Here is a 21,128-nt window from a genome sequence, read left to right as displayed (position 1 = left end):
CCGTATGAGCGACAGAGCCGCCCTGTTGAAGGGCATCCGTGCGTGGCTGGTCTTCTTCGTCATCTGTCTGGTGCTGAGCGGCGCCACGGCGTTCCCGCTGGTCCACGAGCTGCGGTGGACCGAGGAGTTGCTGCGGTCGCTGTCCGTCGGGGAGTACCTGCCGGCGTTCGTGGACTGGATCGAGCGCGTACGGGCCGGGCTCGACGAGGCCGACGCCGAGTACCCGTTCCTCCTGTACGGCACCGACTGGCTGGCCTTCGCGCACCTGGTGATCGCGGTGGCCTTCTACGGCCCCTACCGCGACCCGGTCCGCAACATCTGGGTGGTCGAGTTCGGGATGATCGCCTGCGCGGGGATCGTCCCGCTGGCCCTGATCTGCGGGCCGATCCGCGGCATCCCCTTCTGGTGGACGGTGATCGACATGTCGTTCGGCGTGCTCGGGGTGATCCCGCTGTACGTCGTACGGCAGCGGATCAAGCGGCTGGAGGCGCTCACCGGCGGGTGGGACGCGCGGAAAACTGTTATCCCCGCCGCCTCCACACCGTCTCCGTAGGGACCCCCTGTCTCCCCCGCACAGGAGCGAGCCCCATGAGCAGTGTGATCTCCGCCTCGGAGGTTCCCCACGTCACCGCGATGGCTGAGAAGGTTCGGAACGCGGCCGGGTGAACAAGGTGAGGCCGGCGGGACCGGAGGGAACGTACGTGGACGGGCGGCAGTGGCGCTCCACCATCGCGGCCGCGCAGGCGGGGGACCGGCGCGCCCTCGACGAGCTGGTCGCCGGCTGGCTGCCCCTCGTCTACAACATCGTCGGCCGGGCTCTCAACGGTCACGCCGATGTCGACGACGTCGTGCAGGAGACCATGCTGCGTGCGGTCGACAACCTCGACACGCTGCGTGATCCGGACAGCTTCCGCTCCTGGCTGGTCGCGATCGCGATGCGGCAGATACGGGACCGCGCGCGCCGCCGCACCGCCGACCGGCTCGACGACGCCGACGCCGACGCCGACGCCCGCGGCGCGGCGGACTTCGCCGAACTGACCGTGCTACGGCTGCAGTTGGAGGGCCAGCGCAAGGAGGTCGCGGAAGCCGTCCGCTGGCTCGACGACGAGGACCGCCAACTGCTGTCCCTGTGGTGGCTGGAGGTCGCCGGCGAACTGACCCGGCGCGAACTCGCCGCCGCCGTCGGCATCAGCAGACAGCACGCCGCCGTCCGTGTGCAGCGGATGAAGGCCCGCCTGGAGACCGCGCGCGGCATCGTGCGCGCCCTCGACTCCTCCTGCTCCGACCTGGGCCGGGTCACCGCCCGCTGGAGCGGACGGCCCGACTCGGTGTGGCGCAAGCGCATCGCCCGGCACATCCGCGACTGCGCCCGCTGCGACGGCGACGCCGTCCCCGGCGAGGTCGTCGTCCCCGCCGAACGCCTCCTCGTCGGCCTCGCCCTGGTGCCCGTCCCCGTCGGCTTCACCCTGTCGCTGGCGTTCGGCGGGAAGACCGCCGCTGCGGCGACCGCCGCGACCGCCTCGGTGGGCTGGTCCGCCAAGGTGCTCGGCGTCCTCACCAAGCCCGCCGTCGCGGTGACCGCGGGCGCGACGATGGTCGCCGGGGGCGCGTACGTGGTCACACAACCCCCGGGGGAGCGGACCCCGCAGGTCGCGCCGACCGCGCTGAGCACGGCCCGCGCGCCGGTGGCCGCCGCGCCCCGCGCCCCCGCGCCCGCGGCGTCACGGTCGCCCTCGCCGTCCCCGTCCCCCTCGGCCGCCCCGTCCGTGACCGAGAAGGCCGATCCGTACGGCACCGTCGTCGACGCGGTGGACCGTGCGCCGGACCCGGACACCCCGCCCGCCGCCCTCCCGCGCCGGCCCGAGTCCGGCATCACCGGCAGCGGTGGCCCGCGGACCGTGATGAACCACCGCGGCGAGCACGTGACCTTCACGGGCGAGGGCTATGTCCTGGTCCGCTGGCAGATCTCGCCCCAGTACCGGCCGGGCGGCCTGGTCATGCCGTCCTGGACGGGCCTGAAGGGCAGGCTCTTCCATGTCGCCTCGGGCGGCGGCCGCAGGATGGACGACCCGCTCTCCGCCGACGGCCGGACCTCCGGCATGGGCGGCCCCGCCACGGGATACACCGTCCTGCCCGACGGCACCCAGCAGATGTGGCAGAACGAGTACTTCTACCTCGACGGCACCGTCACCCTCACCCAGAACGAGCGCGGTGCCGACTACGGCATCACCGTCGCCCCCTCCACCTGGACCGCCGTCACCGAGGACCTCGCCCACGGCCCCGACCGCGGCGCCATCCGCTACGGCCTCGTCCGCGACAACGGCGAGGACTCGGCCCCGGTACCGCAGTACGTCACACGGGAGGAGCCGCAGGACGCGGCGACGGTGGCGCAGCGGTCGCGGGTCTAGGGGCCGTCACCGGAGCCGGCTCAGTGCCCGCGCGGCCGCAGCTCGCACAGCGCGTCGACCCGGTTGGTGGTGATCGAGTCGACGCCCAGGTCCATCAGGCGGCGCATGGAGCGCCGGGTGTCGGGGGTCCAGACGGACAGGAGGTAGCCGTCCCGGTGGACGCGGTCCGCCAGGGGGCGGGTGACGAGGCCGAAGCGGTAGTTGAGCCAGCGGGGGCGGATCGCGGCGAGGAGGGCGGGGCGGGGTGGGGCGAGAGTCTTCCAGGTGAGGGCCAGTTCGGCGGTGGGGGCGGCGGCGCGGAGGGCCAGCAGGGTGGGCGGATCGGCGCTGTAGTAGACCCGGTCCTCGGCGTCGTACTCCCGTACGACGTCGAGGATCTGACGCGCCGCCCGACGGTTCACCGCGCCCGGCAGGTCCACCATCACCCGGCTGTCCTTGGTGGTGAGCAGCGCGTCGGCCAGCGTGGGTACCCCGTCGGCCGTCAGCCCGCGCAGCTCCGCGGCGGAGAGCGCCGACAGCGGCCGTTCCACCTCCCAGAGCCGGTTCAGCGTCGAGTCGTGGAGCAGGACGGGCACGCCGTCGCGGGTCGTGCGCACGTCGAACTCGACGGCGTCCGCGCCCAGTTCGAGCCCGGCTCGCAGCGAGTCGAGCGTGTTCTCGCGGTGGCGGTAGGGGGCGCCGCGGTGGGCGACGGCTGTCAGGGTGCGCATGGGGTGAGGTGTCCCGATCGGGTCAGGGGGTCAGCCAGGCCGAGGTGTAGGTGTCGATCTCGGCGGACAGCCGGGCCTTGCCCGGTGCGTCGAGGAAGGACGCCTCCACGGCGTTCTTCGCGAGCGCGGCCAGCCCCCGCTCGTCGAGGTCCAGCAGGCGAGCGGCCACCGCGTACTCGGTGTTCAGGTCGGTGCCGAACATCGGCGGGTCGTCGGAGTTGATGGTGACCGGCACTCCGGCCCGTACGAAGTCCGCGAGGGGGTGTTCGTCGAGGGTGCGGACCGCGCGGGTGGCGATGTTCGAGGTCGGGCAGACCTCCAGGGCGATCCGGTGCTCGGCGAGGTGGGCGAGCAGCTTCGGATCGCCGGCCGCGCTGGTGCCGTGTCCGATGCGCTCCGCGCGGAGTTCGACCAGCGCGTCCCAGATCGTCTCGGGGCCGGTCGTCTCGCCGGCGTGCGGCACGGAGTGCAGCCCGGCCGCGATCGCCCGGTCGAAGTACGGCTTGAACTGGGGCCTCGGTACGCCGATCTCGGGACCGCCGAGCCCGAACGACACCAGCCCCTCGGGGCGCACCCGGTCCTCGGTCGCGAGCCGGGTCGTCTCCTCGGCGGCTTCGAGCCCCGCCTCGCCGGGGATGTCGAAGCACCACCGCAGTACGGTCCCGAACTCGGCCTCCGCCGCCTTGCGGGCGTCCTCGATCGCGGCCATGAAGGCCGGCTCGTCGATCCCGCGCCGGGTGGAGGAGAACGGGGTGATGGTCAGCTCGGCGTACCGCACCTGCTGCCGGGCGAGGTCCCGCGCCACCTCGAAGGTCAGCAGCCGGACGTCCTCCGGGGTGCGGATGAGGTCGACGACGGACAGATACACCTGGACGAAGTGGGCGAAGTCCGTGAACGTGAAGTAGTCCGCGAGCGCCTCGGGGTCCGTCGGCACCCTGGAGTCGGGGTGGCGGGCGGCCAGTTCCGAGACGATGCGGGGGGAGGCGGAGCCGACGTGGTGCACATGCAGTTCGGCCTTGGGCAGACCGGCGATGAAGTCGGACAGGTCGCGGGTGCCACGAGCGCCGGGAACGGCGGGGGTCACGGGCACGCCCTGCGTGGTGCGGCGGTCGGTCAAGGTTCCTCCCCGGGAACGGCGTCCGCCCCGGACCGTGGTCTGCGTCGGGGGACGCGGGTGATCGGCTGATCGATGACTCGGGATCATCGTAGGCGGCGATCCCCGCGCTGACCCCGGGCTCTAGCATGACCGAACGTACAGCTGAGCGCGTGCGGCCGAAAAGCCGACGCGGATCGGCACGAACGTGACAACAGGGGGAACCGCTCATGCCGTCGGACGAGGCACCGATTCCGAAGACACCTGCCGACCCGCAACCGGACCCGTGGGCACCGCCACAGGACCGGGCCCCGACACCGCCGACGCCGGCCGGTGCCGGGGACGCGATACCGGGGGCCAGGGTCGCGCTGGACAAGCAGGCCGCGCCGGGGGCGGGACTCCCGCCCGCTCCACCCTCGGTGCACGATCAGATGACGGTCACGTCCATGCCGGGTGTGCAGCCGGGCGGCCCGGTACCGGCCGGTGCCGGCGGACCGACGCCTCCCCGGGCTCCCGGGACGCCGGCGCCCTGGGCCGGCCCCGGCCCGTTCGCGCCACCGGGCGGCCCACTGCCCGGTGTGCCCTCCGCCGCGGCCCCCGACCCGTTCGCCCCGCCCGTGCCCCACGCGTCCTACCCGCCCCACGCCTCCTACCCGCCGCCCGCGGTCGGGGTGCCCCACGCCGCCGTCCCGCCCCCGCCCCTCAGCCCCGAGGGGCCCGGGCCGACGCCGTACGGCTACCCGCCGCAGTACCCGGCGGCGTACCCGGGCGACCACGCGCACCCCGGCATGGGGTACCCGTACCCCGCTCCCGGCGCGGGCTACGCCTGGCCCGCGACGGCCGCGCCGCCGAGCAACGGGATGGGCATCGCGGCGATGGTGCTCGGCATCTGTGCCGCCGCGCTGTTCTGTCTGTGGCCGCTGGCGATCCTGCTCGGGATCATGGCCGTGATCTTCGGATCCATCGGCCGCGTCAAGGCCCGCCGGGGCGAGGCGACGAACCCCGGGCACGCCCTGGCCGGGATCATCTGCGGAGTGGTCGGCATCCTGCTGGGCATCGGCTTCATCGTCCTGCTCGTCGTGGCGCCCGGCAGCGGAGACACCGACTCGGACACCGACCCCTTCGACGACGGCTACTCCACCTCTCTCTCGCTCTCGCTCTAGCGGGTCCCACACCCCGCGCCCACCGGGCGCAGGGGCCCGCGGGGGCAGCCACGACGCATCGTCACCCGCCCTCGGGCGGAGCGCTCAGGCGTCGACCCCGCTCAGCAACCGCTCACGGGCCGCCATCAGCGCGAAGCCCAGCAGGTTGGGGCCCCGCCACCGGGCGGGGTCCATGGCGCGTTCGTCGTCCGCCGCGAGGCCGATGCCCCAGACGCGGTCGAGGGGGCTCGCTTCGACGAGGACGCGGTGGTGCGTGCCCAGCAGGAAGGCCCGCAGGTCGGGGTGGGCGGCGAACTTGTGGAAGCTGCCCTCGGCGACGATCGCGAAGCGCTCCCGCTCCCACAGGGCGTCGTCGAAGCCGCGGACGAGCCGCCCGATCTTCTTGGCCTGCGCGGGGCCCGCCGCGGCGACGGCTCTGCGCTCCGCCTCCGTGTCCCCGAACAGCCGGGCCTTCGACGCCATCATCCAGTGCTCGGCCGTGGCGTACTCCACGCCGTCCACCGTGAACGGCGAGGGCCACCACTGACTCAGACAGCTCGCGCCGATCCGGCCGTCGGGCCGTGGCCGGTGCCCCCAGAAGTGCAGGTACCTGATCCTCGCCCCCGCGCGGACCGCTTCCGTCAGCGCGTCCCAGGAATCGATCTTCTCCATGTCGACGAGTCTGGCAGCCGCCACTGACATTCCGTCCTTGATTTTCGGTCCTGACTCGACACCTGGTCGACAGATTCCGTCGCGTAACCAAAAGGCAACAACGGAATCACTTGTTGGTGCCGCATGGCTCTGTCAGGATCGGCACTCAAATCGAGCTGGAGCTACGCCACCCGCCCCCGGGGACAGAGGGGGCACAGGCGGAGGAGAGCGACATGCAGAACCCGGGCACCGCGACCCCGGACCGATTCCCCGCACAGGACCGCTTCGCGGTCGGCGCGCAGTACGTCGCCGGCCGCCTGACGAAGGGCACTTCGGGCCGCACCCACGCGGTCGTCGACCCCGCGACCGGTGACGAGGTCCTCGCCTACGAGCTGGCCGGACCGGACGACGTGGACGCGGCCGTGGCCGCGGCCCGCGCGGCCTTCCCGGGCTGGGCCGCCACGACACCCGGCGAGCGGTCGGACGCGCTGCACCGCTTCGCCGCGGTGCTGGCCGACCGGGCGGAGGAGTTCGCGCGGGCCGAGTCCCTGCAGTGCGGGAAGCCGCTCAAACTGACGCGTGAGTTCGACGTGCCCGGCACGATCGACAACATCGCGTTCTTCGCGGGCGCCGCCCGGCACCTCCAGGGCCAGTCGGCCGGCGAGTACTCGGGCGACCACACCTCCTACGTACGCCGTGAGCCCCTCGGGGTGGTGGGTTCCATCGCACCCTGGAACTACCCCCTCCAGATGGCGGCCTGGAAGATCCTCCCGGCGGTCGCGGCGGGCAACACGATCGTGCTCAAGCCCGCCGAGTCGACCCCGCTCACCTCGCTGCTGTTCGCGCAGGCGGCCACGGACGCCGGCATTCCCGACGGCGTGATCAACATCGTCACCGGGACCGGCAAGGAGGCCGGTGAGCACCTCGTCGGCCATCCCGCCGTGGTCATGACCTCCTTCACCGGGTCCACGGCCGTCGGCAAGCGCGTGGCCGAGATCGCCACCGCGACCCTCAAGCGCCTCCATCTGGAGCTGGGCGGCAAGGCCCCGTTCGTGGTCTTCGACGACGCCGACCTGGAGGCCGCCGCCAACGGCGCGGTCGCGGGCGCCCTCATCAACACCGGCCAGGACTGCACGGCCGCCACGCGGGCGTACGTGCAGCGGCCCCTGTACGAGGAGTTCGTCGCGCGGACGGCCGCCCTCATGGAGACCGTCCGGCTCGGCGACCCCTTCGCCCCGGGCACCGACCTCGGACCGCTCATCTCGCACGTCCAGCGCGACCGTGTCGCCGGGTTCGTCGAGCGGGCACGCGCGTACGCGCGCGTGGTCACCGGAGGCGAGGCGCCCCGGGGAGAGCTGAAGGACGGCGCGTACTACCGGCCCACGCTCGTGGCGGACGCGGCCCAGGACAGCGAGATCGTCCAGTCGGAGATCTTCGGACCCGTACTCGTGGTCCTGCCCTTCGACAGCGACGACGAGGGCATCCGGCTCGCGAACGACACCCCGTACGGGCTCGCCGCCTCCGCCTGGAGCCGGGACGTGTACCGGGCAGGCCGCGCCACACGGGAGATCCAGGCCGGATGCGTGTGGGTCAACGACCACATCCCGATCATCAGCGAGATGCCGCACGGCGGCTACAAGGCATCCGGCTGGGGCAAGGACATGTCCGCGTACTCGTTCGAGGAGTACACCCAGATCAAGCACGTCATGTTCGACAATACGGCGATTGCCAGGAAGGACTGGCACCGCACGATCTTCGGGGACCGCTAGCCACTCTCAGGCCGTCCGACCCGCGGCCGCCCACCTTCCCGAAAGGGCATCAGCGCATGGAGCAGTACGAGCCCGACCGCCTGTCGCCGGCCCAAGTGGCCGCCGTGCGGCGCAGCTTCCGCAACGGCCGGGCCGCCATGACACGGCGGTCCCTGTTGCGGGCCTCCGCGGGCGGCGCGCTCGCGGTCGGCGGCCTCGGGACGCTGAGCGCCTGCGGCATCCCCGCGGCCGGCACCACCCGGGGCGGCGTCTCCGCGGAGGACCACTCGGCCGAGGAGAAGACCGTCAACTTCTCCAACTGGACCGAGTACATCGACGTGGACGAGAGCGAGAAGCACCACCCCACGCTCGACCAGTTCAAGAAGCGGACCGGTATCTCGGTCAAGTACACCGAGGACATCAACGACAACGTCGAGTTCTTCGGGAAGATCAAGCCGCAGCTGGCCGCGGGGCAGGACACCGGGCGCGACATCATCGTCCTCACCGACTGGCTCGCCGCCCGGCTGATCCGCCTCGGATGGGTCCAGAAACTGGACGCCTCCAACCTGCCGCACGCCTACGCCAACCTGTCCGCTCAGTTCCGCGACCCGGACTGGGACCCGGGGCGGGCCTACTCCTATGTCTGGCAGGGCATCTCGACCGTCATCGCCTACAACAAGAAGGCCCTCGACGGCCAGGAGGTGAAGTCGATCTCCGACCTGCTCGACAACGACAAGCTCAAGGGCCGGGTCGGCTTCCTGTCGGAGATGCGCGACAGCATCGGCATGACCCTGCTCGACATGGGCAAGGACCCGGCGAACTTCACCGCCGACGACTACGACGCGGCGATCGCGCGGCTTCAGAAGGCCGTCGACAAGGGGCAGATCCGCCGCTTCACCGGCAACGACTACACCTCCGACCTGACCAGCGGCGACTTCGCGGCCTGTGTCGCCTGGGCCGGTGACGTGGTCCAGCTGAAGGCGGACAGCCCGGACATCGACTTCATCATCCCCGAGAGCGGATACATGACGTCGACCGACAACATGCTGATCCCCAACAAGGCCCGTCACAAGACGAACGCCGAGAGGTTGATCGACTTCTACTACCAGCCCCGGCCGGCCGCCGAGCTCGCCGCGTACATCAACTACGTGTCGCCCGTCGACGGGGTGAAGCCCGAGCTGGAGAAGATCGACCCGGATGCGGCGAACAACCCGCTGATCATCCCCGACAAGGCCATGGCCGCGAAGTCGCACGCCTTCCGCTCGCTGAGCTCGAAGGAAGAGACGATATTCGAACAGAAGTTCGCGAAGCTGACGGGGGCGTGATCACCGTGACGAACAAGACCACCGACCACAGCGGGGACGTCCGCCTCTCCGGCATCGGCAAGACCTACGACAACGGCTTCACCGCCGTACACCCGCTGGACCTGACCGTTCCCCAGGGCTCCTTCTTCGCCCTGCTCGGCGCCTCCGGCTGCGGCAAGACGACCACCCTGCGCATGATCGCCGGCCTCGAGGAGCCCACCACGGGCACCGTGCACCTCGGTGACCAGGAGGTCACCCGGCTGCCGCCCTACAAGCGGCCGGTGAACACCGTCTTCCAGTCGTACGCCCTCTTCCCGCACCTGGACATCTTCGAGAACGTCGCCTTCGGGCTGCGCCGGCGCGGCATCAGGAGCGTGAAGAAGCAGGTCGAGGACATGCTGGAGCTCGTGCAGCTGGGGGAGCAGGCGCGCAAGAAGCCGCACCAGCTCTCCGGCGGCCAGCAGCAGCGCGTCGCCGTCGCCCGGGCGCTGATCAACACGCCCAAGGTGCTGCTCCTGGACGAGCCGCTCGGTGCCCTCGACCTCAAGCTGCGCCGCCAGATGCAGCTGGAGCTCAAGCGCATCCAGACCGAGGTCGGTATCACCTTCGTGCACGTCACGCACGACCAGGAGGAGGCCATGACCATGGCCGACACGGTCGCCGTGATGAACGGCGGCAGGGTCGAGCAGCTCGGCTCGCCGACCGACCTGTACGAGAACCCGCAGACCACCTTCGTCGCCAACTTCCTCGGCACCTCCAACCTCATCGAGGCCGAGGTCGACTCCCGCAGCGGCGGCGAGATCGTGCTGAAGGCGGGCGGCGGCAAGCTGGTGCTGCCCGAGGCGCGGTACTCCGGGCCGACCGCGACCGGCGGCAGGGTGCTGGTCGGCGTCCGCCCCGAGAAGATCTCCCTCACCCACGCCGACGAGGCGGGCGAGATCCCCGTGGGCCGCAACCGGATCACCGGCAAGATCGCCGACTCCTCCTTCATCGGCGTCTCCACGCAGTACGTCATCGACAGCCCCGTCTGTCCCGAGTTCGAGGTCTACGCCCAGAACATCGACCGGGACGAACGGCTGGTGCCCGGCGCCGAGGTCGTCCTGCACTGGAACCCGGCCCACACCTTCGGCCTGGACGCCGCCCAGGACATCGACGCCGGCATCCAGGAAGAGGCGACGCTCTGATGGCGACGCTCACCGAGGCGCCGCCGCCTCTGACCCCGACCGCGCCCGAGAAGAAGCCGCCACGCAGAAGGGGCCGGCTCACGCCGTACTGGCTGCTGCTGCCCGGCATCCTCTGGCTGGTCGTCTTCTTCGCGCTGCCGATGATCTACCAGGCCTCCACGTCCGTGCAGACGGGCTCCCTGGAGGAGGGCTACAAGGTCACCTGGCACTTCGCCACCTACTGGGACGCGCTGTCCGAGTACTGGCCGCAGTTCCTGCGCTCGATCCTGTACGCCGGCGCCGCCACGATCCTGTGCCTCGTCCTCGGCTACCCGCTCGCATACCTCATCGCGTTCCGCGCGGGACGCTGGCGGAACCTGATCATGATCCTGGTGATCGCGCCGTTCTTCACCAGCTTCCTGATCCGCACCCTCGCCTGGAAGACGATCCTCGCGGACGGCGGCCCGGTGGTCGGCGCCCTCAACACCCTGCACGTCCTGGACGTCACCGACTGGCTCGGCTGGACGGCAGGCGACCGCGTGCTGGCCACGCCGCTCGCGGTGGTGTGCGGTCTGACCTACAACTTCCTGCCGTTCATGATCCTTCCGCTCTACACCTCGCTGGAGCGCATCGACGGACGGCTGCACGAGGCCGCGGGCGACCTGTACGCCAGACCGGTCACCACCTTCCGCAAGGTGACCTTCCCGCTGTCGATGCCGGGCGTGGTCTCCGGCACGCTGCTGACCTTCATCCCGGCGGCCGGCGACTACGTCAACGCGGACCTGCTCGGATCCACGGATACACGTATGGTCGGAAACGTGATCCAGACGCAGTTCCTGCGCATCCTGGACTACCCGACGGCCGCGGCTCTCTCCTTCATCCTGATGGCCGCGATTCTCCTCATGGTCACGCTCTACATCCGCCGGTCCGGGACGGAGGATCTGGTTTAAATGGCCTTCGTCAACTGGCTCAAGCGCCATCTCGTCGTCATCGCGGGACTGTGCACGCTCGGTTATCTGCTGCTGCCGAACGTCGTCGTCACGGTGTTCTCCTTCAACAAGCCGAAGGGCCGCTTCAACTACCAGTGGCAGCAGTTCTCCACGGACGCCTGGCAGGACCCCTGCGGGGTCGCCGGCATGTGCGGCTCGCTCTCCCTCAGCCTCCAGATCGCGTTCTGGGCGACGCTCGGCGCGACCGTCCTCGGCACGATGATCGCCTTCGCGCTGGTCCGCTACCGCTTCCGGGCCCGCGGTGCCGTGAACTCGCTGATCTTCCTGCCGATGGCGATGCCCGAGGTCGTCATGGCGGCCTCGCTGCTCACCCTGTTCCTCAACATGGGCGCCCAGCTGGGTTTCTGGACCGTCCTCATCGCGCACATCATGTTCTGCCTGAGCTTCGTCGTCACGGCGGTCAAGGCGCGCGTGATGTCGATGGACCCGCGCCTGGAGCAGGCGGCCCAGGACCTCTACGCCGGGCCCTTCCAGACCTTCCTCAGGGTCACCCTGCCGATCGCCGCCCCCGGAATCGCCGCGGGCGCGATGCTCGCCTTCGCACTCTCCTTCGACGATTTCATCATCACCAATTTCAACGCGGGCTCGACCGTCACCTTCCCCATGTTCGTCTGGGGTTCGGCGCAGCGCGGCACACCCGTCCAGATCAATGTCATCGGTACGGCCATGTTCCTGGTCGCCGTCCTGCTGGTGCTGGTCTCCATGGTCATCGGCAATCGCCGTAGCAAGCAGAAGGCATAGGCCTTTCGCGCACCTTCCGTAGGGAGTTGAAATCATGGCCCCGAGCGCCATGAGCCGTTGGACGAAGTCGCTCTCCGAAGCCCAGCCGGTCCCGTACTGGCTCGAAGACCCGGGCCAACCCCGCCCCGAGCCCGCGCTCACCGGCGCGGAGACCTGCGATCTGCTGGTCGTCGGCGGTGGTTACAGCGGACTGTGGACGGCGCTGCTCGCCAAGGAGCGCGACCCGGGACGGGACGTCGTCCTGCTGGAGGGCCGTGAGGTGGGCTGGGCCGCCTCCGGCCGCAACGGCGGTTTCTGTGCCGCCTCGCTCACCCACGGCCTGGCCAACGGGCTCGCCCGCTGGCCCGACGAGATCCACAAGCTGGAGGAACTGGGCGCCCGCAACCTCGACGAGATCGAGGCGGCGGTCGCCCGGCACGGCCTGGACTGCGACTTCGAACGCACCGGCGAGATCGACGTCGCCACCGAGACCTACCAGGCCTGGGAACTGCGGGACTGGTACGACGAGATCGCGGGCAAGGGCCTCGCCGACGGCATCGAGTTCCTGGACGCCGACGCGGTCCGCGAGCAGGTCGCCTCTCCGACCTTCCGGGCGGGCCTGTACGACCGCCGGGGCGTCGCCATGCTGCACCCCGCCAAACTCGCCTGGGGCCTCAAGCGGGCCTGCCTGAACCTCGGCGTCCGCGTCTACGAGCACACCCCCGCGCTGAACCTGAAGGCGTACGGCCCCGGCATGGCCGTGCGCACTCCCTACGGTCAGGTCCGTACCCGGCAGGTGGCGCTCGGCACGAACATCTTCCCCAGCCTGGTCAGGCGCGTCCGCGCGTACACCGTCCCGGTCTACGACTACGCCCTGATGACGGAGCCGCTGACCGCCGAGCAGCTGGCGTCGATCGGCTGGAAGAACCGGCAGGGGCTCGGGGACTCGGCGAACCAGTTCCACTACTTCCGGCTCAGCGCCGACAACCGCATCCTCTGGGGCGGCTACGACGCGGTGTACCAGTACGGCGGCCGGGTGCGGGCCGAGTACGACGACCGGCCGGAGACGTACGCCAAGCTCGCCGGGCACTTCTTCACCTGCTTCCCGCAGCTGGAGGGTCTCCGCTTCACCCACGCCTGGGGCGGCGCGATCGACACCTGCTCCCGCTTCTCGGCGTTCTTCGGCACCGCCCACCAGGGCAAAGTCGCCTATGCGGCCGGGTATACGGGGCTGGGGGTGGGCGCCACCCGGTTCGGCGCCGACGTCATGCTCGACCTGCTCGCGGGCGAGCGCACGGAGCGCACCGAGCTGGAGATGGTCCGCAGGAAGCCGCTGCCGTTCCCGCCGGAGCCCTTCGCCTGGACCGGTATCGCCCTCACCAAGTGGTCCCTGGCCCGCGCCGACTCCCGCGCCGGGCGCCGCAACCTGTGGCTGAAGGCCATGGACCGGCTGGGGCTGGGCTTCGACAGCTGAGGCGGGCGGACCGGAATCCCGTGCTCAGCGGGGCGTGCAGGCGTGCGCGTGATCAACGGGCGTACGCCCTGCTGGGCCGTGCTACTCCATTCACCACCAAGAAGTGGGCGGAACCCGCGTAATGCCCGGCCGGAACCTCTGTCTGTGCTCCTGACGCGAAAACGCGTCCGACGGAGCTCTAGAGAGAGGAAGGTCCCTGTCATGACTGGGGCCAAGACGGCGGCCGAGTGGCTGGCATCCGTATCACCGGATCCCGAGGCCTGCCGCTGGGAGTGGGAGCGCAACCCCCTGGGGGTCGCCCTGCTTCCGGCCGGCAGGGCGTGGGACGTGCTGATCCTGCCGGGCCTGCTCGGCTATCCCACCCTCGATGTCCTGACCCGCATCATCGACCGGCCCGGACCCGTGCTCGCCGACTTCGGCGACGACCGCATGGGGTTCTTCGTCCCGCCGGGCACGGCGTCGCGGTGGCTCGGCACGGGGGTGCGCAGCGCGGGCGGCGGCACCTGGATCGTGGTGCCGTACCCGGGGCGGCAGACCGGCGGAGTCCGCTGGCTGATCCCGCCGGACGGCAGCGGCACCCTCACCGATCCGGCACTGCTCGAACTGGCGATGCACGAGGCGGCGGCGAGCCTCGCCAGGGACGAGGAGCGCCGGCCGGGGAACTGAGGACCCCGTGCGGTGACGGCGGCCGTCCCCCGGCCACCCCGATGTGGTGACGGTGGCCCTGCCCGGCCGCGCGCACCTGTCGGCCGCCCGTGCGGCCGACGCGGACGTCACGCGGGAGAACTCCGGCGTACCCCGGACCACAGCGAGGAGAGCAGCGGCACGCACACGCACCAGCTCGCCACCACGTCGAGCGGCCAGTGGTAGCCCTGGCGCACCAGACCGAAGCCGACCCCTGTGTTCAGCACGACCGCGAGCACGACGGCCGCACGGCGCGCGGGGGCGCCGCGCAGCAGGGGCAGCAGGAGCAGGACGGCGGCGCCGTACGCGACGGAGGCGGTCGCGGTGTGGCCGGACGGGTAGAAACCGGTGCCCGGACCCATGACCGGCGGACCGGGCCGGGCGATGAGCTCCTTCAGCGGGATCACCCAGAGCGGTACGGCCGCCAGCAGGAGCGCGGCCGCGGCGGACGGCCGCCACCAGTGGTCCCGGCCTGCGGCCCGCGCACGCCACGCGACGTACAGCAGGACGAGGGCGAGGACCGGGACGGCGACCGTGATGTTGCCGAGGTCGGCGAGGAACTGTGTGGGGGCGCCGCGGTGGACGAGCACGTCGCTGAGGCGTTCGTCCGCGCGGGCCAGGGGGCCGTGCGCGAGGACCTGCCAGGTGATCAGTGCGAAGAGGAGGGCCGAGGCGCCGAGAAGGAGGAGGGCGGCGCGGCGGCCCGGGAGGATGGTCGGCCGTCCTCGAACAGGGGGGGTGGTTCGAGGACGGCCGTCCGGATCGGTGTGCCGCACGCCCCGGGGGGTTTGGGGCGGGCGGCCGTCCGATCGGTGAGGAGATCCGGAGCCGGAAGCTCCGGGTGTGTGCGCGAGGGCACGACCAGGGCGAAGCTGGGGAGGCCCCGACCCGGTGTCGCCCACAGTCCTCTGTGGGCGGGGTGTATCTCTCATCTGCTCAAGAACCTACGACAGGGGACGCGGCCACGACAGCCGGAATCGCGACCCGCCATGCACCTTGCACACCTTCTTCACGCGCTCCGACGCTTGTCCACAGGGACCGGAATCCGGGATCGGATTCCGGTTCCGGTTCAGGTCCCGTGAAGTGTGGGACGTCGGAGGCGGGTGGGACATTCCGTATGCGGGCGCCCCGCAAGAAGAGGGCGGGCGTTCCGTATGAAGGGCGCGGGCGCCACGCGAGAAGGTGCCGGGCGCCCCGCTGGAAGGGGCGTCCGGCACCGTCCGGCGTGCGTCAGGCGCGGGTGAAGGCCTGCTCGATGATGTCGAGGCCCTCGTTCAGGAGGTCCTCGCCGATGACGAGCGGCGGCAGGAAGCGCAGCACGTTGCCGTAGGTGCCACAGGTCAGGACCAGCAGGCCCTCCTGGTGGCAGGCCTTCGCCAGCGCGGCGGTCGCCTCCGGGTTCGGCTCCTTCGTCGTACGGTCCTTGACCAGCTCGATGGCGATCATGGCGCCGCGGCCGCGGATGTCGCCGATGATGTCGAACTTCTCGGCCATGGCGGTGAGGCGGGCCTTCATCGTCGTCTCGATGCTCTTCGCCCGGGCGTTGAGGTCCAGCTCCCTCATCGTCTCGATCGAGCCGAGGGCGCCCGCGCAGGCGACGGGGTTGCCGCCGTAGGTGCCGCCCAGGCCGCCCGCGTGCGCCGCGTCCATGATCTCCGCGCGGCCGGTGACGGCGGCGAGCGGGAGGCCGCCGGCGATGCCCTTGGCGGTGGTGATCAGGTCCGGGACGATGCCCTCGTCCTCGCAGGCGAACCACTGGCCGGTGCGGCAGAAGCCCGACTGGATCTCGTCGGCGACGAAGACGATGCCGTTGTCGGCGGCGAACTCGCGGATCGCGGGCAGGAAGCCCTTGGCCGGCTCGATGAAGCCGCCCTCGCCGAGCACCGGCTCGATGATGATCGCGGCCACGTTCTCCGCGCCGACCTGCTTGGAGATCTGGTCGATGGCCTGCGCGGCGGCCTCGGGGCCCGCGTTCTCCGGGCCGGTCGGCCAGCGGTAGCCGTACGCCACCGGGACGCGGTAGACCTCGGGCGCGAACGGGCCGAAGCCGTGCTTGTACGGCATGTTCTTCGCGGTCAGGGCCATCGTGAGGTTGGTGCGGCCGTGGTAGCCGTGGTCGAACACGACCACGGCCTGCCTCTTGGTGTACGACCGGGCGATCTTCACGGCGTTCTCGACGGCCTCGGCACCGCTGTTGAACAGAGCGGACTTCTTGGCGTGGTCGCCCGGGGTCAGCTCGGCGAGGGCCTCGGCGACGGCGACGTAGCCCTCGTACGGAGTGACCATGAAACAGGTGTGCGTGAAGTCCTGGAGCTGGGCGGTGGCCCGGCGGACCACGGCCTCGGCGCTGGCGCCGACGCTCGTGACGGCGATGCCCGAGCCGAAGTCGATCAGCCGGTTGCCGTCGACGTCCTCGATGATGCCGCCGCCCGCGCGCGCGGTGAACACCGGCAGCACCGACCCCACCCCCGCCGCGACCGCGGCGACACGACGGGCCTGCAGCTCCTGGGACTTCGGTCCGGGGATGGCGGTGACTACGCGGCGCTCCTGGGGAAGCGGCGGAAGGGCGGTCATGGGAGCTCCCTGGTGATCGTGCGTATGTACGACTTGGGGCGTACGGGGGGCGGGTCGGCGCGCGCGTCGACCGGTGACGGTGTTTTCTCGGACGCCTGCCTTCTTTTCTCGCAGGCTAGGGCGACGGGCGGGGGGTGGGCATGCTCCATGTGGGCGTTGTCGAGGATTCGTCTTGTCCGCGTTGGACAGAGAGCAACAGGGGCACGGGTGGGCGTCCGACCGCGTAATACGGTGAGCACGGCGGGACACCCGGCCGCGTAAGCGGTGAACTCCCCTTGCGGGAGCGTTAGATTGACTCGCTGATGGTGGACGGAACGGCTGGTCAGGGGGCAGGCGCGATGGACAGCGACGGAACGCGGGACGCGCGAGGGACACATGCGAATCCCGTGCCGCGTCCGGCGGGGTCGCCGGAGATGCCCGCGGCACCTCCGCTGCCACCCCGGCCCGCGGGGGTTCCCGGGGCGCCGCCCAGGCCGGACGGCAACGCCTTCCTGTCCTGGCTGCGGACACCGCGACCCGACGCGGCCCCCGGCGTGTGGCGGTTCGGGCACCGGCCCCGCCCGGAGGAGGAGCCCGAGACCGTCCCCGCCCGGCAGCTGCTCGGCGGCGCCCTGATCGCCTTCCTCGTCGGCTGGCTGATCTGGTCCCTGCTCTGGAACGGCTACCTCGGCGGCTGGTGGCTGGTGCCGCTCTTCGCGATGATCCCGGACTCCTGGGCGCCGGCCCACTCGTACTCCGCCGTGGTCATCAGCTATGTCTGGTACACCGTCGTCGCCCTGGCGATTCTGGTCGGTGTCGGACGGCTCGGCCGCTGGGGCGAGGTCTGGCGCCGGTACGGAGCACCGCGTTTCCGGCAGCCCCGGACCCGACAGGTGGTACCGCCGCCCGAGGACGACCCCGCCCAGTGGAACCAGCTCCGGGAGGCCGGGGCCGTCGACGCTGCCGAGCGGCTGGTCGTGGAGGGGGCGGCCGGGCTCATGCGGGATGTGGATCATGCGCGGATCATGCGGGCGTGGCAGGGCGTGCGGAGCGGGCGGCACAGTCTGGCGACGTTCACCGGGGCGGTGCTGAAGGACGGCGCGGCGGCGTGTCTGCACCCGTCCGGGGAGCGGGACCTGCCCGCCCGGCTCGCCCGGCACGACCTGGTCACCGGTCAGGTCCGCCTGGGCGGCACCGTCGACGACCCGCGTAACCCCTACGCCTACCGGGGCACGGGCCTCGCCCTGGGCCCCGACCTGCTCGGCACGTCCCTGCTGGCCGTCGGACCCGCCGGATCGGGCAAGACCGGCAGCGTGGTCTGGCCCGTCGCCGAGTCGCTGTGTCTGCACGCGCTCGCCGGGCGGGCCGCGGTGGTGGTCGTGGGGGCGGCGGGAGCGGGCCTCGGTCCGGCCGACGCGTACGACGTCGTGGTGCGCATCGGGAACCCGGAGTCCGTCTACGACCTCGACCTCTACGGGGGGACCACGGACCCCGACGAGGCCGCGGCCGTCCTCGCGGAGGCGCTCGTCGGCGACCTGGCCGACCCGCACCCCGGCGGCGACAGCCGGCGCTCCACCACCGTCCTCGCCCAGCTGCTCGGCCCCTACCGGGCGGTGCACGGGCGGTTCCCGTCGGTGCCGCAGCTGCGCCAGCTGCTCGACGGCTCGCCCGGCCCGCTGGGCGAGCTGCGCAAGGCCCTCCAGGCCGCCGGACAGGAGTCCCTGCTGCGGGAACTGGACGCGCGGGAACGCCAGCTCGGACACCCCGGGGACGTCGGCTCCGTCCTCGCCGACCGGGTCGCCCTCCTCGACCGGCCCGCCTTCGCCACGTTCTTCGACACCTCCGGCCAGTCCCGGCCCTTCTCCCTGCGCGCCCTCGACCACCCGGTACGGGTCCGTATCGACCTCCCCGAGCGCGGCCACTCCGACGCCTCGCGCATCCTGGCCCGGCTGGTGCTCGCGCAGTTCACCGCGAGCGTCGCCGTCCGGGAGGACCGGTCGCTGTTCGCCTGTCTCGTGCTCGACGACGCGACCGGGGTCGTCACGCCGGAGGCCGTACGCGGCATCCAGCGGCTGCGCTCGACCAACGCGGGCACGGTCCTCACCCTCCGCACCCTCGACGACGTGCCCCGGCCGCTGCGCGGGCCGCTCCTCGGCGCCACCGGCTGCCGGATGGCGCTGTCCGGGCTCACCCCGTGGGACGGGCAGGACTTCGCCGAGGTCTGGGGCAAGGAGTGGACCGAGGCGCGGGACGTCACCGACCGGCAGATCATCGCCGACTCCCCGGCGGGCAAGGCCTGGCACGCGCTGCGCCGGGCGATCACCGGCCACGCGCCGACCGCGCGGGCCGTGACCGTACGGCAGGTCGAACGGGAGCGCTGGTCCGCCTCCGAACTGGCGCACGGCGTGCCGCCGGGCCACGCGGTGCTGTCGCTGACGACCGTGCGGGGCGAGCACGCGCCGCCGCTGCTGGTGGACCTGCGGGGCTGAACGGCGGGCCGGAGCGCCGTTCGGTTCCAGCCGATCGGTGTGCGGTGCGGGGGGCTCGTGACCGTACGGTGAGGCAGAATCGGGGCAGCCGTTCATACGCGGCGGCCAAAAGTTCCCGTCGACGTGAAGGTCCCATGCCCCCCACGCTCGCCTCGCTCGTCCACCACTCCACGCTCAAGCTGACCGTGCGGGCGGGCGAGGACCGCCTGGACGTACCGGTGCGCTGGGCGCACGCCAGTGAGCTGGCCGACCCCGTGCCGTACATGGAGGGCGGGGAGCTGCTGCTCATCACCGCGCTGCAGCTGGACGCGGAGGATCCGGAGGCGATGCGGCGCTATGTGCGGCGGCTGGTGGGCGCCGGGGTCGTCGGGCTCGGCTTCGCCGTCGGGGTGCACTACGAGAACATCCCCGAGGCGCTCGTCGCGGCGGCCGAGGGGGAGGGGCTGCCCCTGCTGGAAGTGCCCCGGCGTACGCCGTTCCTCGCCATCAGCAAGGCCGTGTCGGCCGCCATCGCCGCCGAGCAGTACCGGGCGGTCACGGCGGGATTCGCCGCCCAGCGGGAACTCACCCGGCAGGCGTTGACCGACGGCCCCGAAGGGCTGCTCGGCGCGCTCGCCGGGCAGATCGACGGGTGGGCCGCCCTGTACGACGCCTCCGGCGCGGTCGTCGCGGTGGCGCCCGACTGGGCGGAGCGGCGGGCCGGCCGGCTCACCGCCGACGTCGAACGGCTGCGCGACCGGCCCGCGCCGGCCAGCGCGGTCGTCGGCGGCGAGGACCGCGTCGAACTGCACTCCCTCGGCAGCGGGCGCGGGGCCCGTGCCGCCCTCGCCGTGGGTACGGCGGCGGCCCTCGGCACGGCCGAGCGGTACGCCGTCCACTCCGCGATCGCCCTGCTGACCCTCACCACGGAGCGGTCGCGTCCGCTGCACGCCGCCGAGCAGCGGATCGGCGCGGCGGTGCTGCGGATGCTGCTGGCCGGGGAGTGCGACCATGCGCGCGCCGTCGCCGGCGATCTGTACGGGGGGCTGCTGGACGCCCCCTTCCGGCTGATCCTGGCGGAGTCCACCTCTTCATCGGTCGCCACCGGCCCGGGGGGCGATCTGCTCGGACAGCTCGTCGAGGTCGTCGAGGCGGCCGCCGCGCGGGCCGGGGAGGCGGTGCTCGTCGTGCCCGACGGGGAGCGGCTGGTGGTGCTCGCCGTGGACGGGGGTGCGGCGGTGGCCGCGTGCGGGGTGTTCGCGGCGGGGCTGGAGACGGCGCGGGCGGCCGGGCGGGAACCGGTGTCCGGGGGCGGCCTCGGCCCCGTCCCCGTGCCGGTCTCCGTCGAGGAGGAGGAACTTGTCGTCGGGCTGTCGGCGCCCGCCGGGCCGATCGCGGCCGCCGCCGCGTACAAGCAGGCCGAGCAGGCGCTGTCCGTGGCCCGGAGGCGGGGGCGCTGTCTCGTCGAGCACGAGGAGCTGGCGGCGGGGTCCGTGTTGCCGTTGCTCGGTGACGATGCGGTGCGGGCGTTCGCGGACAGTCTGCTGCGGCCGCTTCGTGAGCACGACGCGACCGGGCGGGGGGATCTCGTCGCTTCGCTGCGGGCGTGGTTGTCGCGGCATGGGCAGTGGGATGCGGCTGCCGCCGATCTGGGGGTGCACCGGCATACGTTGCGCTATCGGATGAGGCGGGTGGAGGAGATCGTGGGGCGGTCGCTGGATGATCCCGATGCGCGGATGGAGTTGTGGCTGGCGTTGAAGGCGACCGCTGCCGCGGGGGAGTAGGGCGTACGTTTCCGCCCCCGCCGCCCCTACCCGTCCCTTCCCAGGGGCTGCGCCCCTTCGACCCCCGGCCGCGGGCCCGGTGGGGGCTGATCGCGCAGTTCCCCGCGCCCCTGAAAAGCATTCCGGGGTGTCATCGTTGACTTATGTCATCGTTGACACTGCCTGGCGAGGATGATGGACTCCGTCTCCCGGAAACGTCAATGCCCTGCACTCGTC

General features: G+C 71.9%; 16 protein-coding genes and 1 pseudogene. 12 read left to right on the top strand and 5 right to left on the bottom strand.

What is annotated here, in order from left to right; translation table 11 throughout:
- Positions 1 to 4 precede the first annotated feature (4 nt).
- Together ACWCRJ_RS31855 and ACWCRJ_RS31850 are read left to right on the top strand one after the other, a co-directional pair.
- Positions 5 to 553, top strand: coding sequence for a hypothetical protein (locus ACWCRJ_RS31855; RefSeq protein ID WP_450942553.1), 549 nt, complete (start codon positions 5 to 7; stop codon positions 551 to 553).
- A gap of 109 nt (positions 554 to 662) precedes the next feature.
- The gene (locus tag ACWCRJ_RS31850; protein ID WP_450942552.1) at positions 663 to 2,408 is read left to right on the top strand and encodes an RNA polymerase sigma factor; all 1,746 of its coding nucleotides are present in this window, start codon (positions 663 to 665) and stop codon (positions 2,406 to 2,408) included.
- Between the two features lie 20 nt (positions 2,409 to 2,428).
- Here the strand turns inward: ACWCRJ_RS31850 and ACWCRJ_RS31845 are convergent, their stop codons facing one another.
- Both ACWCRJ_RS31845 and ACWCRJ_RS31840 read right to left on the bottom strand, forming a co-directional pair.
- Complete coding sequence (locus ACWCRJ_RS31845; protein WP_450942551.1) at positions 2,429 to 3,118, bottom strand: glycerophosphodiester phosphodiesterase; 690 nt, start codon at positions 3,116 to 3,118, stop codon at positions 2,429 to 2,431.
- A 22-nt stretch (positions 3,119 to 3,140) separates the two neighbouring features.
- Positions 3,141 to 4,362 (bottom strand): annotated as a pseudogene (locus tag ACWCRJ_RS31840) (adenosine deaminase).
- Positions 4,363 to 4,789: 427 nt separating this feature from the next.
- Here ACWCRJ_RS31840 and ACWCRJ_RS31835 point away from each other — a divergent pair.
- Positions 4,790 to 5,374, top strand: a complete 585-nt coding sequence (locus ACWCRJ_RS31835; RefSeq protein ID WP_450942550.1) for a DUF4190 domain-containing protein — start codon at positions 4,790 to 4,792, stop codon at positions 5,372 to 5,374.
- Between the two features lie 84 nt (positions 5,375 to 5,458).
- On the opposite strand, the gene ACWCRJ_RS31830 is transcribed toward ACWCRJ_RS31835, so the two are convergent.
- Positions 5,459 to 6,055: an NADAR family protein gene (locus tag ACWCRJ_RS31830; protein ID WP_450942549.1), complete on the bottom strand. Its 597-nt coding sequence runs from the start codon at positions 6,053 to 6,055 to the stop codon at positions 5,459 to 5,461.
- A 182-nt stretch (positions 6,056 to 6,237) separates the two neighbouring features.
- Here ACWCRJ_RS31830 and ACWCRJ_RS31825 point away from each other — a divergent pair, with 182 nt between their 5' ends.
- From ACWCRJ_RS31825 to ACWCRJ_RS31795, 7 genes are all read left to right on the top strand, one after another.
- Complete coding sequence (locus ACWCRJ_RS31825) at positions 6,238 to 7,773, top strand: gamma-aminobutyraldehyde dehydrogenase (protein ID WP_450942548.1); 1,536 nt, start codon at positions 6,238 to 6,240, stop codon at positions 7,771 to 7,773.
- A 56-nt stretch (positions 7,774 to 7,829) separates the two neighbouring features.
- Positions 7,830 to 9,077, top strand: coding sequence for an ABC transporter substrate-binding protein (locus ACWCRJ_RS31820; RefSeq protein WP_450942547.1), 1,248 nt, complete (start codon positions 7,830 to 7,832; stop codon positions 9,075 to 9,077).
- Positions 9,074 to 10,240: an ABC transporter ATP-binding protein gene (locus ACWCRJ_RS31815; protein ID WP_450942546.1), complete on the top strand. Its 1,167-nt coding sequence runs from the start codon at positions 9,074 to 9,076 to the stop codon at positions 10,238 to 10,240. Before ACWCRJ_RS31820 ends, ACWCRJ_RS31815 begins: the two co-directional genes overlap by 4 nt.
- On the top strand, positions 10,240 to 11,169 hold the full coding sequence (locus ACWCRJ_RS31810; RefSeq protein ID WP_450942545.1) for an ABC transporter permease: 930 nt from the start codon (positions 10,240 to 10,242) through the stop codon (positions 11,167 to 11,169). The genes ACWCRJ_RS31815 and ACWCRJ_RS31810 overlap by 1 nt, the downstream gene beginning before the upstream one ends.
- Complete coding sequence (locus tag ACWCRJ_RS31805; RefSeq protein WP_450942544.1) at positions 11,170 to 11,970, top strand: ABC transporter permease; 801 nt, start codon at positions 11,170 to 11,172, stop codon at positions 11,968 to 11,970.
- A gap of 34 nt (positions 11,971 to 12,004) precedes the next feature.
- Positions 12,005 to 13,423, top strand: a complete 1,419-nt coding sequence (locus tag ACWCRJ_RS31800) for an NAD(P)/FAD-dependent oxidoreductase (protein ID WP_450942543.1) — start codon at positions 12,005 to 12,007, stop codon at positions 13,421 to 13,423.
- Between the two features lie 201 nt (positions 13,424 to 13,624).
- Positions 13,625 to 14,089 carry a hypothetical protein gene (locus tag ACWCRJ_RS31795; RefSeq protein WP_450942542.1) on the top strand — a complete coding sequence of 155 codons (465 nt, stop codon included), beginning with the start codon at positions 13,625 to 13,627 and terminating at the stop codon, positions 14,087 to 14,089.
- Between the two features lie 107 nt (positions 14,090 to 14,196).
- Here the strand turns inward: ACWCRJ_RS31795 and ACWCRJ_RS31790 are convergent, their stop codons facing one another.
- On the bottom strand, positions 14,197 to 14,883 hold the full coding sequence (locus ACWCRJ_RS31790) for a phosphatase PAP2 family protein (protein WP_450942541.1): 687 nt from the start codon (positions 14,881 to 14,883) through the stop codon (positions 14,197 to 14,199).
- Positions 14,884 to 15,337: 454 nt separating this feature from the next.
- Complete coding sequence (gene gabT, locus ACWCRJ_RS31785; protein ID WP_450942540.1) at positions 15,338 to 16,681, bottom strand: 4-aminobutyrate--2-oxoglutarate transaminase; 1,344 nt, start codon at positions 16,679 to 16,681, stop codon at positions 15,338 to 15,340.
- A gap of 338 nt (positions 16,682 to 17,019) precedes the next feature.
- Here gabT and ACWCRJ_RS31780 point away from each other — a divergent pair, with 338 nt between their 5' ends.
- Both ACWCRJ_RS31780 and ACWCRJ_RS31775 read left to right on the top strand, forming a co-directional pair.
- Complete coding sequence (locus tag ACWCRJ_RS31780; RefSeq protein ID WP_450942539.1) at positions 17,020 to 19,149, top strand: ATP-binding protein; 2,130 nt, start codon at positions 17,020 to 17,022, stop codon at positions 19,147 to 19,149.
- 134 nt (positions 19,150 to 19,283) lie between these two features.
- On the top strand, positions 19,284 to 20,912 hold the full coding sequence (locus ACWCRJ_RS31775; RefSeq protein ID WP_450942538.1) for a PucR family transcriptional regulator: 1,629 nt from the start codon (positions 19,284 to 19,286) through the stop codon (positions 20,910 to 20,912).
- The last annotated feature ends 216 nt before the right edge of the window (positions 20,913 to 21,128 follow it).

The sequence above is a fragment of the Streptomyces sp. NPDC002324 genome, assembly GCF_053593335.1.
This window is presented reverse-complemented; position numbering and strand designations above follow the sequence as displayed.